The 14,414-nt window shown below is 36.6% G+C and carries 7 protein-coding genes; 5 read left to right on the forward strand and 2 right to left on the reverse strand.

All coding sequences use genetic code 11. From position 1 onward, the window contains the following. Positions 1–345: 345 nt before the first annotated feature. On the reverse strand, positions 346–2,064 hold the full coding sequence (locus tag WMO18_RS09105; protein ID WP_211147960.1) for an ammonium transporter: 1,719 nt from the start codon (positions 2,062–2,064) through the stop codon (positions 346–348). Positions 2,065–2,246: 182 nt separating this feature from the next. Beyond that, positions 2,247–4,334: a glutamine synthetase III family protein gene (locus WMO18_RS09110; protein WP_211147959.1), complete on the reverse strand. Its 2,088-nt coding sequence runs from the start codon at positions 4,332–4,334 to the stop codon at positions 2,247–2,249. A gap of 641 nt (positions 4,335–4,975) precedes the next feature. On the opposite strand from WMO18_RS09110, the gene WMO18_RS09115 reads away from it, so the two are divergent. The 5 genes from WMO18_RS09115 to WMO18_RS09135 all read left to right on the forward strand — a co-directional run bounded on the left by WMO18_RS09115 (position 4,976) and on the right by WMO18_RS09135 (position 13,730). Beyond that, positions 4,976–5,497, forward strand: coding sequence for an ANTAR domain-containing response regulator (locus WMO18_RS09115; protein ID WP_248004703.1), 522 nt, complete (start codon positions 4,976–4,978; stop codon positions 5,495–5,497). A 24-nt stretch (positions 5,498–5,521) separates the two neighbouring features. After that, the gene (locus WMO18_RS09120; protein WP_211147957.1) at positions 5,522–6,592 is read left to right on the forward strand and encodes a carbamoyl phosphate synthase small subunit; all 1,071 of its coding nucleotides are present in this window, start codon (positions 5,522–5,524) and stop codon (positions 6,590–6,592) included. Between the two features lie 41 nt (positions 6,593–6,633). After that, positions 6,634–10,689: a carbamoyl-phosphate synthase large subunit gene (gene carB, locus WMO18_RS09125; protein ID WP_211147956.1), complete on the forward strand. Its 4,056-nt coding sequence runs from the start codon at positions 6,634–6,636 to the stop codon at positions 10,687–10,689. A gap of 150 nt (positions 10,690–10,839) precedes the next feature. Then, positions 10,840–12,447 (forward strand): CTP synthase, encoded by a 1,608-nt coding sequence (pyrG, locus tag WMO18_RS09130; protein WP_282435501.1) that lies wholly within the window; start codon positions 10,840–10,842, stop codon positions 12,445–12,447. A 101-nt stretch (positions 12,448–12,548) separates the two neighbouring features. Further along, positions 12,549–13,730 (forward strand): LL-diaminopimelate aminotransferase, encoded by a 1,182-nt coding sequence (locus WMO18_RS09135; protein ID WP_329979749.1) that lies wholly within the window; start codon positions 12,549–12,551, stop codon positions 13,728–13,730. Positions 13,731–14,414 lie beyond the last annotated feature (684 nt).

Here is a 14,414-nt window from a genome sequence, read left to right on the forward strand (position 1 = left end):
GGGTTTGTAGTGCTATTTGATAGTTTCAACTAATATGGAATTGTAAATTTATTTACAATTCCATATTAAATAAAACTTTCGAATAGCACTACAAACCCTAATTTATCAATCTTACCTTTACCCACAGACAAAATTGAAAAACCCTAGTTTATCAAATTAATCTTAACGCACAATCAAAATTGAAAAAACCTAATTTGTAGAACTGAATTATCTTAACCAACAAACGAATTTAAAAAGACAAAAGAGAAAAGCAGATGCCATATGACACCTGCTTTTCTAAAAAGGATAGGTATAAAACTAAGTATAAGTTCTTCAGGAAGGAACTATACTAGTAAGCTAAATTAATTAGTCATTAAGGGCATCGTAACCGGTTTCACCTGTACGAACTCTCATAACATCTTCAACATCAGATACAAAGATCTTACCACTACCTCTATGTTCAGTACCGATAGCCTTCTGAGCTGCTGCAACTACAAGACCTGGGTCAACAGTTGAAACAACAATATCTACCTTTACCTTTGGATATAGGTTCATAGATGTTGGAACACCCTTATATCTACCTAGGTGACCTTTTTCAACACCACAACCCATAACCTGTGTAACTGTCATACCGGTTACACCGATAGCGTTCATTGTATCTCTTAAAGCACCAAACTTGTCTTCAGGACAGATAACTGAAACCTGAGTATATTTGCCTGTAGCCTTTGTACCTAGTGTTAGGTCAACAGGCTTAACACCTTTAAGGTCAACTTCTTCTGCAACTTCACCGTTGTAAGCAGGTGTTGTTGACATAAAGTCTGCATATGCTGATGATAGACCATGTTCAGCAACATCCATACCGATGATTTCATCTTCAGCAGAAACTCTTAGACCGATTGTGTGTTTAATAATCTGGAATACGATTGTCATTGCTACTACAACATAAGCAACGATACAACAAATACCTAAAGCCTGGATACCTAGAAGTTTAAAGCCACCACCATAGAATAGACCGGCTAAAGCAGAACCATCTACGAAAGCACCTTCGCCCTTACCTGTTGCAAATAGACCAACTGCAAGAGTACCCCAAATACCGTTTGCCATATGAACACCAACAGCACCTACAGGGTCATCAATGTGTAGTTTCTTATCAAGTAGTTCAACAACAACATCAACTAAGATACCGGCAACAATACCGATGATAAATGCACCAAGAGCATCAACAGAAGCACAAGGAGCTGTGATAGCTACCAGACCTGCTAGGGATGCGTTTAGACACATACCAACATCAGGCTTACCGTCTTTAATCCAAGTAAAGATCATACAAGAAACTGTAGCAGCACCTGTAGCAACAGTTGTTGTTAGGAATACAGAACCTAAGCTTTCGATTGAAGTACAAGCAGCACCGTTAAAGCCGTACCAACCGAACCAAAGAATGAATACACCAAGTGCACCAAGTGTTAGTGAGTGACCTGGGATAGCATTTGACTTAATCTTACCACTCTTTGTCTTGCTATATTTACCGATACGAGGACCAACTAAGATAGCACCGATAAGAGCAGTTGTACCACCAACTGTATGAATAACAGCAGAACCGGCAAAGTCAACAAACTGTAACTGATGTAGCCAACCGGCTGAGTTCCAAACCCAACCTGCTTCAATAGGATAAACAACAGCACTAATAACTGCTGAGTAAATACAATAAGCACTAAACTTTGTTCTTTCTGCCATTGAACCTGAAACGATTGTAGCAGCAGTAGCACAGAATACTAACTGGAATACAAAGCTTGAATAATCAAAACCACTGTAATTAGTGAAAATTCCTAAGTTAGGAGCACCAATTACACCTGCAATGTAGTCTTCAGACATCATAAGACCGAAGCCTAAGAACATAAATACAACAGAACCGATACAGAAGTCCATAAGGTTCTTCATAATGATATTACCGGCACTCTTAGCTCTGGTAAAACCAGTCTCAACCATTGCGAAGCCGGCTTGCATAAAGAATACAAGTGCAGCACCAATCAAAAACCAAATACCAAAAGAGGTACTTGTCACCATGTCTAATACAGAATTTGCATCCATATCTCCTTCATCTCCTCAAGTAAAAATGTTAAATGTTAAAAAAGAATAGATATAAAAAAGTATGCTCCCTGCTCCTGACACAAGGAGCATACTGTTTTTGAAGATTAAAGGTTAATATTTAATTTTAAATAAAAATCTTTAAATGTTAAATTGAATGTTAATAAATGTTATATGTTGTGTTATCAAACACCAAATAGAAGTTCATCATATGTTGGATATGGCCAGTAGTCAGATGATGTAATTGTTTCCATTTCATCACTAACTGCTCTTAGTTCATTCATTGCTGCAAATACAACATCATGATAGTAGTTTGCCTTTTCCTGAGCATCTTCAATGTCGTTACCCTTAACTACATCTTCTGATAGAGTATCAATCTTTTCTACGAATGATACTAGGTCATTAGATAGAGTAGTTACTAGGTCTTCTTCAACAGAAGTAGGAATTGCATCTGATAGAGCCTTCTTTGCAAGAGCTGTATCTGTTAGTTCCTTAACATAAGATGATACTGCAGGAAGAATATCCTGTTTTGCCATTTCTAGCATTGTTAATGCTTCAATGTTAATTGTCTTTGCATATTCTTCAAGAGTGATTACCTTTCTAGCCTTGATTTCAACTTCATCATGAACATTGTTCTTAACAAATAGGTCAATGTTCTTCTGATCATCAAAGTGAGCAAGTGCTTCAGGAAGTGAACGGTAGTTTGGTAGACCTCTCTTTTCAGCTTCAACAGGCCATTCATCAGAATAACCGTCACCATTAAAGATAATTCTCTGATGGTCTGTAAATGTCTTTTTGATAAGTTCTTTAATAGCCTTATCCTTGTTATCAGCCTTTTCGATTTCGTCACAGAACTGATTTAGTTCTTCAGCCATAATTGTATTAATCATAATGTTTGGACAAGCAATGTTGACTGCTGAACCTAACATTCTAAATTCAAAACGGTTACCTGTAAATGCGAAAGGTGATGTTCTGTTTCTATCTGTTGTATCCTTCTTAAATTCAGGAAGAACATCAACACCAAGGTGCATTGGAACTTTACCAGGAGTTGCATAATCCTTGTCTTCAACAATAGACTTAACAACTGCTTCAAGTTCATCACCTAGGAACATTGAAACGATAGCCGGAGGAGCTTCGTTAGCACCTAATCTGTGGTCATTACCGGCAGAAGCAACTGAAATTCTTAGAAGGTCTGCATATTCATCAACGCCCTTCATAATAGCTGCTAGAATAAATAGGAACTGTGTATTGTTAATTGGGTTCTTACCAGGGCTAATTAGGTTTTCACCATCATTTGTACACATTGACCAGTTGTTGTGCTTACCTGAACCGTTAACACCTGCAAATGGCTTTTCGTGAAGTAAGCAAACCATACCATGCTTTTCAGCAGTTTTCTTAAGTGTTTCCATTACTAACTGGTTGTGGTCAGTAGCAATATTTGTTGTACCAAAGATTGGAGCAACTTCGTGCTGAGCAGGAGCAACTTCGTTATGTCTTGTCTTTGATGTAATACCAAGTTTCCAAAGTTCAACATCAAGGTCTGCCATAAAGTCTTTAACTCTAGTCTTTAAAGCACCAAAGTAATGGTCGTCAAGTTCCTGACCCTTTGGAGCAGCTGCACCAAATAGTGTTCTACCTGTAAAGATAAGGTCTTTTCTCTGATCAAAGTATTCTTTATCAACTAGGAAGTATTCCTGTTCAGGACCAACTGTTGATGTAACCTTCTTAACATCTTTACCGAATAGCTTTAGTGTTCTGCAAGCTGCATTTGAAAGAACTTCCATTGAACGAAGCAGTGGAGTTTTCTTATCAAGTGCTTCACCTGTGTAAGAACAGAAAGCTGTAGGAATATATAATGTAGTATCTCTGATAAATGCTGGTGAAGTAGGGTCCCATGCTGTGTAACCTCTTGCTTCAAAAGTAGCTCTGATACCACCACTTGGGAATGAAGAAGCATCAGGTTCGCCCTTTACTAATTCCTTACCACCAAATTCCATAATAGCTGTACCGTCACCTACAGGATCAATAAAGCTATCATGCTTTTCTGCTGTAACACCTGTCATTGGCTGGAACCAGTGAGTGTAGTGAGTACAACCTTTTTCAACTGCCCAATCCTTCATTGCATTAGCAACAACATTGGCAACTGAAATATCAAGTGGTTCACCAAGATCAATTGTCTTCTTTAAAGCTTTGTATGTAGCCTTTGGAAGTCTTTCTTTCATTGTAGCATCATTAAATACCATACTACCGAAAATTTCTGGAACATTTACCATTGTGAGTAATCTCCTATCCTAATAAAAATTTTTACTAAAAACAAAAATGGCGCAGCAGATAAAGAGTTTCTTAATCTGCAGCGCCTTTGCTGTTTCGTTGTTCACATTATAGCCCTATACACAGACATTGTCAATAGAATTTTGAGAATTTATTTTAATTTATAAGAATTTGCAAGATTTTTATATTTTCTTGCAAAACACTTGTACAAAACGTAAAAAAATATATAAAAACGCACTTAAAAGACGGATAATAAAAGAAAAATTGCAATTTTACCTTGACGAATATAGAAAATTCACTATATAATAATATCAGTAAATTATTGCGTAGATTTTTCTGTAAACAAAGATATTTTTATAGAAAAACGGTGTGAAACTGACTTTACATACCTTTCTTGTGATTTTTTTAGATAATTCAAGGCAAATCAATTCGCAAAAATCAACCTATTTTCCCTATACATTATATATAGGCGAAAAAAATGTTTATTTTTTTCGAAAATTTTCGGTTTTTGTCTTTCTTTAGAAGAAAAAATTTGTTATAATTCTTATATGCAATATCTTTACTAAGAATATAGTATAGAATATAGTGAGTGATTTATGTGAAAAAGGCAATAGTAGTGTCCAAACTAAACAACACCCAAGCTTTGACAGCTCTATTAAAGGAAGAAGGCTTCGGCTATGTAGTAAGTGCCGAATCTTCCGAAATTGCAAAAGACTTTATCGAAAATGATGATTTTGACCTAATCCTTATTAACACTCCTTTGGAGAATGAAACAGGACTGGAATTTGCAATTAGTTGCAGCAAAACCACAATAGCAAGTATTCTTGTTATTGTACCTTCTAAGAGCTCTAATAATGTTGCTCAGATGATGACATCAAAGGGTATTATGGTAATATCCAAACCTATTAGCAAACATCTTTTTCACCATTATCTGTTATTCTCTGAATGTTTTAAGGAGAGAATGAACAGAGTAGTCAAAGAAAATACAAAGTTAAAGACACAGGTTGAAACCATGAAACTTGTGAATCGTGCAAAAATTCTTCTTATGCAAAATTTGCGTATGACAGAAAGTCAGGCACACCATTATCTTGAGAAACAAGCAATGAACTTGCGTAAAAGTAAGTATGATGTTGCTCTTAGAGTTCTAAAGACATATGAAAACTAACTTTATGAAAGGAATGTAATTTTAATGGAGTCAAAGGCATATCTAATCCTTGAAAACGGAAAAGTTTTTGAAGGTAAATCCTTTGGAGCAAAAAAGGAAACTACAGGGGAACTTGTTTTTACAACAGCTATGACAGGTTATCTTGAAACACTCACCGACCCTAGTTATTTTGGTCAGGTGGTTATTCAGACATTCCCTCTTATCGGTAACTATGGGGTTATTCCTTCCGATTTTGAAAGTAAAAAACCGGCCTTAAAGGCTTATATTGTTAGAAACTGGTGTCAGGAACCTTCCAATTTTCGTTGTGAGGGCGTACTTGACACCTTTTTAAAAGACTCAGATGTTCCGGGTCTTTACGATATAGACACAAGATGCCTAACACGAATTGTTCGTGAATACGGTGTTATGAACTGTAAATTAACTTATAGCCTTGATAATCTAGACAAGGATATTGAAGAACTAAAGTCTTATAAAGTTACTGATGCAGTTAAGAGTGTTACAACTGACAAAGAAGAACTTTTTGAAAGTGAAACACACAAGAAGAATGTTGTTCTTATGGACTTTGGTGCAAAGGATAACATCAGAAGAGAATTAGTAAAGCGTGGTTGTGATGTTACAGTTGTTCCTGCAAGTACAACTTGTGAACAGATTGTTGCTATGAATCCTGACGGCATTATGCTAAGTAACGGCCCTGGTGACCCAACAGAAAATACTGAAATCATTGCTGAACTAAAGAAGTTATGTGAACACAAGATTCCTACATTCGGTATCTGTCTTGGCCATCAGCTACTTGCACTTTCTCAGGGTGCAACAACAGAAAAGCTACACTATGGTCACAGAGGTGCTAACCAACCTGCTAAGGATACTGAAACCGGTAGAATTTATATCACCAGCCAGAACCATGGTTATGCAGTAGTTAACGATAGCATTCCTGAAAATGCAAAGGTTAGCTTTATAAACGGTAATGATGGTACTTGTGAAGGTATCACTTATAATGATATGCCGGTATTTACTGTTCAGTTCCACCCTGAAGCTTGTGGTGGTCCACAGGATACAGCATTTCTATTTGATAAGTTTGTTAGTATGATGGATTAAGTTTATTTTTCCCTTTAATATATATGAAAGGATGCATATAAATGCCTATTAAACCAAATTTAAAGAGAGTTATGGTAATTGGTTCAGGTCCTATCGTTATTGGTCAGGCTGCTGAATTCGACTATGCCGGTACTCAGGCTTGTCGTGCTTTGAAAGAAGAAGGTCTTGAGGTTATTCTTGTAAACTCAAACCCTGCTACTATTATGACTGACAACGCTATGGCAGATAAGGTTTATATTGAACCACTTACTCTTCCGGTTGTTAAGAGAATTATTGAAAAAGAAAAGCCGGACGGTCTTATTTCCACTCTAGGTGGTCAGACAGGTCTTACACTTTCTATGCAACTTGCAAAGGAAGGTTTCCTAGAAAAGAACGGTGTTCAGCTACTTGGTGCTAACCCTGAAACTATTGATAAGGCTGAAGACAGACAGATGTTTAAGGATACAATGGAGGCTATCGGTCAACCGGTTATCCCTTCCCTTGTTGTTAATGATGTTGAGTCAGCAGTTGGATTTGCCAATGAAATCGGCTACCCTGTAATCATCCGTCCTGCATTTACTCTTGGTGGTACCGGTGGTGGTATCGTTGATAATGAAGAAGAACTAAGAGAAATCACTTCAAACGGTCTAGAGCTTTCCCCTATTACACAGGTTCTTGTTGAAAAGTGTATTGCCGGTTGGAAAGAAATTGAATTTGAAGTTATCCGTGACTCAGACGGTAATGTAATTACAGTTTGTTCAATGGAAAACTTTGACCCTGTTGGTGTACATACAGGTGACTCTATTGTTATTGCTCCTGCAGTAACACTTGCAGATAAAGAATATCAGATGCTTCGTTCAGCATCTCTAAATATTATTCAGGCTCTTGGTGTTGAGGGTGGTTGTAACTGTCAGTTTGCTCTAAACCCAGAAAGCTTTGAATATGCTGTTATCGAAGTAAACCCTAGAGTTTCTCGTTCATCAGCACTAGCATCTAAGGCTACAGGTTATCCTATTGCCAAGGTTGCTGCTAAAATTGCTATTGGTTACACACTTGGTGAAATCAAGAATGCAGTTACAGGTTCTACATATGCTTGTTTTGAACCTGCACTTGACTATGTAGTTGTTAAGTTCCCTAAGTGGCCATTTGATAAGTTTGTTTATGCTAAGAGAACTCTTGGTACACAGATGAAGGCTACCGGTGAAGTTATGGCTATTGCACCAACATTTGAACATGCTATTATGAAAGCAGTTCGTGGTGCTGAAATTTCTCACGATACACTTGACGATAAGAAGTTCGCTAAGATGAGTGACGAAAATGTTGTTGACAGACTTTCAGTTTGTGATGACCAGAGAATTTTCTGTGTATTTGAAGCACTTAAGAGAGGTGTTTCTGTTGACAAGATTCACGAAATTACTTTAATTGACGAATGGTTCTTAAACAAGCTACTTATCCTTGTTGATATGGAAAATAAACTTAAAGAAGGTAACATTGATGAAGCTACTTACTTTAAGGCTAAGAAACTTGGTTTCCTAGATAGAACTATTGAAGCATTTACAGGTGAAGAATGTAAGTATTCTGCTACACCTGTTTACAAAATGGTTGATACATGTGCTGCTGAATTTGATGCTGAAACACCTTACTTCTACAGTACATTTGATGAAGAAAATGAAGCTGAAGAATTTATTAAAGAAAAAGGCTCTGACAAAGAAACTGTTATGGTATTCGGTTCAGGTCCTATCAGAATCGGTCAAGGTATCGAATTTGACTATTCTTCAGTTCACTGTGTATGGTCACTAAAGAAAGCCGGTTATGATGTTGTTATTGTTAACAACAACCCTGAAACAGTTTCTACTGACTTTGATACTGCTGACAGACTTTACTTTGAACCACTTACAAATGAAGATGTAATGGGTATCATTAAAACAGAAAAGCCTATCGGTGCAGTTGTTGCCTTTGGTGGTCAAACAGCTATTAAACTTACAAAGTATCTTTCTGATCATGGAATCAGAATTCTTGGTACATCAGCTGATGCAATTGATATGGCTGAAGACAGAGAAAGATTTGATGAATTACTTGAAGAACATCACATTAGCCGTCCAAAGGGCTTTACAGTTATGAACTGTGAAGAGGCACTTGAAACTGCAAAGAAGATTGGCTACCCTGTTCTTCTTCGTCCATCTTATGTTTTAGGTGGTCAAAATATGATTATTGCCTTTAATGAGGCAGATGTTAAGGAATATATGGCTATCATCCTTGCACAAAATATAGAGAACCCTGTGCTTATTGATAAGTATATGATGGGTACAGAACTTGAAGTAGATGCAATCTGTGATGGTGATGACATTCTTATTCCCGGTATTATGGAACATGTTGAAAGAGCCGGTGTTCACTCAGGTGACTCTATTGCAGTTTACCCAGCTTGGAACATTTCTGATGAAATGACAGAAACTATTGTTAACGCATCAAGAAACCTAGCACTTTCACTACAGACTAAGGGTCTTGTAAACATTCAGTACCTAATTTATAAGGGCGAACTAAATGTTATTGAAGTTAACCCTCGTTCATCAAGAACAATTCCTTACATTAGTAAAGTTACCGGTGTTCCAATGGTTGACCTTGCTACAAGAGCTATGTTTGGCGAAAAGCTAAAGGATATGGGTTACGGTACAGGTCTGTACAAGAAGAGTCCTTATGTTGCAGTTAAAGTTCCTGTATTCTCATTTGAAAAACTAATTAATGTTGATAACCACCTTGGTCCTGAAATGAAGTCAACCGGTGAAGTTCTTGGTATTGCAAGTACACTTGAAGAAGCTCTATACAAAGGTCTTATCGGTGCAGGTTACAAGATGAAGCGTGGTGGTGGTGTATTTATCACCGTTAGAAATAGCGATAAGTGTGAAATCGGTGATGTTGCTAAGAAGTATGCAGACCTAGGCTTTAAGATTTATGCTACAGAAGGTACTGCTAACTATCTTCACGAATACGGTGTAAACGCAATTACAGTTAAGAAGATTCACGAAGATAAGAGAGACAACACACTAACACTTATTGAAAGTGGCAAGATTCAGTATGTAATTTCAACATCAGCTAAGGGCAGACAGCCTGAAAGAGATTCTGTTAAAATCAGAAGAAAAACTGTTGAAAGAAACATTCCTTGCCTAACATCCATCGATACTGCTAATGCACTTGCAGATTGCCTAAAGAGTAAGTACAGCCAGATAAGCACAGAATTGGTTGACATTAACGATATGAGGGATGAAAAGATGAAATTAAACTTCACTAAGATGCATGGTACAGGTAATGACTACATTTACTTTAGTACATTTGACCAGAGAATTGACAATCCTGAAGCTCTATCAGTAAGACTTTCTGACAGACACTTTGGTATTGGTGGTGATGGTATTATCCTAGTTTGTCCTAGTGACAAAGCTGATGCTAAAATGAGAATTTTCAACCTTGACGGTTCAGAAGGTAAAATGTGTGGTAACGGTATCCGTTGTGTGGGTAAGTTCCTATATGACCATGGTATGGTTGATATTAAGAAGAAAGATAGGCTAGACATTGAAACTCTTTCAGGTATTAAGCATCTAAAGGCTTATACACTTGATGGCGAAGTTAAGTCACTAAGAGTTGATATGGGTAAAGCTATTCTTGACCCTAAGGAAATCCCTGCAAAAATGGATAAGGATAAAATTGTTAACGAACCATATACTATTGATGGTGAGGAATACAACATTACTTGTGTATCAATGGGTAACCCTCACTGTGTAGTATTTATTAAGGGTGACATCGATAACCTTGAACTGGATAAAATCGGTCCTAAGTTTGAAAATGATAAGCTCTTCCCTGAAAGAGTAAATACAGAATTTGTAAAAGTTCTTGATGACCATACAATCAAAATGAGAGTTTGGGAAAGAGGTTCAGGTGAAACTTGGGCTTGTGGTACAGGTGCTTGTGCTGCTGCAGTTGCAGCTTGTGAAAACGGCTTCTGTAACAAGGGTGACGACATTACTGTTAAACTAAAAGGTGGCGACCTTGTAATTAACTATACTGATGAAACAGTATATATGACAGGCGAAGCTGAAAGGGTATTTGAAGGTACTGTTGAAGTCTAATTAAAATTTAAGAAAATAGTCATTGTCGGTATTTTACCGGCAATGGCATTTTCGTTTTTTACAGAAATTTATTTTTTGACTAATTTTAAAAAAACTATTACATAAAAAATGAAAATTCCCAATTAATAAGGATTATTCAGGAGGAAAAAAATGAGCAAGATGCCAACAAAGTATATATTTGTTACTGGTGGTGTTGTATCAGGTTTAGGTAAGGGTATTACAGCAGCGTCACTGGGTCGTCTGTTAAAATCAAGAGGTCTTAAGGTTGCAGCACAAAAGCTTGACCCATACATTAATGTTGACCCTGGTACAATGAGTCCATATCAGCATGGTGAAGTTTATGTTACAGAAGATGGTGCAGAAACTGACCTAGACCTTGGTCACTACGAAAGATTTATTGATGAAAACCTTAACAAGTTTTCTAACCTTACAACAGGTAAGGTATATTCAAATGTTCTTGAAAAAGAAAGAAGAGGCGACTACCTAGGCGAAACAGTACAGGTTATCCCTCACATTACAAACGAAATTAAGCACTTTATTTATCAGGTTGGTAAGAATACTGATGCTGATGTTGTTATCACAGAAATCGGTGGTACAGTTGGTGATATTGAGTCTCAGCCATTTCTAGAAGCTATCCGTCAGGTTAGCCTTGAAGTTGGCAGAGAAAACAGTATCTTCATCCACGTTTGTCTTGTACCTTACATTGCAGGTAGTGAAGAACACAAGAGTAAGCCAACTCAGCACTCTGTTAAGGAACTAAGAGCATTAGGTATTAACCCTGATATTATTGTTCTAAGATGTGACAAACCTCTAGAACAGTCAATCTTCAAGAAGATTGCTATGTTCTGTAATGTTCAGCCTGATTGCGTTATTGAAAATATCACAATCCCTGTTCTATACAAAGCTCCACTAATGCTAGAGAAAGCTAACTTCTGTGATGTTGTTTGTAGAGAACTTAACATTAAGGCTGAAAAAGGCGATATGAAAGAATGGCACGATATGCTTAAACGCATTGATGCCAGAGAAAAGACAGTTAAAATTGCACTATGTGGTAAGTATGTTCAGCTACATGACGCTTATCTATCAGTAGCAGAAGCACTTCGTCATGCCGGTTATGAAAACAAGGCTTTTGTAGAAATCAAGTGGGTTGATACAGAACTTATTACAGAATACACAGTAAACGACCTACTAGGTGATGTTGATGGTATCCTAGTACCGGGTGGCTTTGGTCAGCGTGGTGTTGAAGGTAAGATTAAAGCAGCAGAATATGCTCGTAAGAACAACATTCCTTACCTTGGTATCTGCCTAGGTATGCAAGTTGCAGTTATGGAATTTGCAAGAAATGTACTTGGTTTTGAAGATGCAAACTCAGGTGAATTTGCTCCTGAAAGCAAACACAAGGTTATTGACATTATGGAAGAACAGATGGGTGTTGTTACTAAGGGTGGTACAATGCGTCTTGGAGCTTATCCTTGTAAGGTTAAGCCTGGTTCAATGCTTGACAAGTGTTACGGTAAGCCTGAAGTTGCCGAAAGACATCGTCATCGTTATGAATTCAACAATGAATTTAGAGATGCATTTGAAAAGGCCGGTATGGTTATCTCAGGTACATCTCCTAACGGACTACTTGTAGAAGCTGTAGAAATTCCTGCTAACAAGTTCTTTGTTGCAGTTCAGTATCATCCTGAATTTAAGTCAAGACCAACTAATGCTCACCCTGTATTTAGAGAATTTATCAAGGCTTCTCTTGGTGAATAATTAACTTGACAAATTATATATAAATGATAAAATAAGTGTAGTTAGTTTATGCTAACTACACTTAAACATAGAAATGAATTTTAATCAAGGAGCAGAAGAAAATGAAGGTAAATAGAAATTTTGACAATCTAGTTCCTAACTATCTTTTTGCTGAAATCGCAAAGAGAGTTAATGAATATTGTAGTGCTAATCCTGACAAAAAGGTTATTAAGCTAGGTATCGGTGATGTTACACTACCACTACCTAAGATTGCAGTTGAAGCACTTAAGAAAGGTGCTAACGACCTAGGCAACAAGGAAACTTTCAAGGGTTATCCTGACTATGAAGGTTATGAATTTGTAAGAAAAGCAGTTTCTGACTACTACAACACATTTGGTGTAAAGGTTGACCCATCAGAAATTCTTATTACAGATGGTGCAAAGTCTGACTCAGGTAACATTGGTGATATTTTCGATAAGGACAACACAGTTCTTGTAACTGACCCTGTATATCCTGTATATGTTGACAGTAACATTATGGCAGGTAGAAAGATTATCTATGCAGATTCTAACGAATCTAATGGTTTCTGTGCTATGCCTAACGAAGATGTAAAGGCCGACATTATCTACCTTTGCTCTCCTAACAACCCAACAGGTTCAGCTTATTCATATGACCAGCTAAAGACTTGGGTTGACTATGCTAACAAGAATGATGCAATTATCATCTTTGATGCAGCATATGAAGCATTTATCACAGATGACTCTCCAAGAAGTATCTTTGCAGTTGAAGGTGCAAGAACTTGTGCTATTGAACTTTGTTCTCTATCAAAGACTGCCGGTTTCACAGGTACTCGTTGTGGTTACACAATCATTCCTAAGGAACTTGAAAGAGATGGCAAGAACATTTACAAGCTATGGTACAGAAGAGAAGCTACTAAGTTTAATGGTGTTTCATGGCCTGTACAGTGTGCAGCTGCTGCAGTTCTTTCTGAAGAAGGTCAGAAAGAATTTAAGGAAAACATTAGCTACTATCAGGAAAATGCAAAGATTATCGCTTCAGCAATGGACGAACTAGGCATTTACTACACAGGTGGTAAGAACTCACCTTACATTTGGCTAAAATGCCCTAACGGTATGGGTAGCTGGGAATTCTTTGATTACCTACTTGAAAATGCTAATGTTGTTGGTACACCTGGTGAAGGCTTTGGTAAGAACGGTGAAGGTTACTTCCGTCTAACTTCATTTGGTGATAGAGAAAACACTATCGAAGCAGTTAGAAGAATTAAGGAATTACTATCTAAGTAATTTTAATTTTTCCTACTTATGATGTGATTTTTAAGTAATAGAAATAGAGTTAGTTTAATTTATAATTATATAATTAAAACTTTATAACTGATTTTTATGATTTAAGCCACCCTTTATGGGTGGCTTTTCTTGTTCTCTTCCCTGTTTAATTGTTTAGCGACTAATTATTATTATTTTTTGAAAAACCCCAATTTGTTGAATCAATTACGGAATAATTTTCCACAAAAATAACCCCTCACAATTGTGAGGGGTTTTGTATTTCATAATCTAATTGAATACTTTATTTACTGAGATTGTTCTTCTTTTAGACTTTTTATTTATTGGTTTACGGAAACCAATATTTTTTGCAAAATTTAAAATATATTTTCTAGGACTAATATAATTTTAATAAGATTAACACAGGCATCCGAAAAAATTATCTGAAAATCAATCTACAATTACATACTCTAGGGACAATACATTTAAATTTGCATCATATTCAAGTACAAAACTAAAGCTAACTGACAACAATGTTATTCTATTAAAGACACACAAAATAGAACTATTATCAGTTTTACTTTAGTTTGCACATTTATTTGTTGTTTACTTGGTTAACTAAGTTTTAATCAGCGATAATTAAAATCTTAAATTATTCACCATAGTAAGCCTTTAGATACATTTCCTTAATTTCTGAGATTAATGGGT

The sequence above is a fragment of the Ruminococcoides intestinihominis genome (genome assembly GCF_040096285.1).
Classification (GTDB): domain Bacteria; phylum Bacillota; class Clostridia; order Oscillospirales; family Acutalibacteraceae; genus Ruminococcoides; species Ruminococcoides intestinihominis.

Bases quoted from the DNA above. Each gene is read 5' to 3' on its own strand.
- carB (WP_211147956.1), top strand. From the start codon at position 6,634: ATGCCTATTAAACCAAATTTAAAGAGAGTTATGGTAATTGGTTCAGGT.
- WMO18_RS09120 (WP_211147957.1), top strand. From the start codon at position 5,522: ATGGAGTCAAAGGCATATCTAATCCTTGAAAACGGAAAAGTTTTTGAA.
- WMO18_RS09105 (WP_211147960.1), bottom strand. From the start codon at position 2,064: ATGGATGCAAATTCTGTATTAGACATGGTGACAAGTACCTCTTTTGGT.
- WMO18_RS09135 (WP_329979749.1), top strand. From the start codon at position 12,549: ATGAAGGTAAATAGAAATTTTGACAATCTAGTTCCTAACTATCTTTTT.
- pyrG (WP_282435501.1), top strand. From the start codon at position 10,840: ATGAGCAAGATGCCAACAAAGTATATATTTGTTACTGGTGGTGTTGTA.
- WMO18_RS09110 (WP_211147959.1), bottom strand. From the start codon at position 4,334: ATGGTAAATGTTCCAGAAATTTTCGGTAGTATGGTATTTAATGATGCT.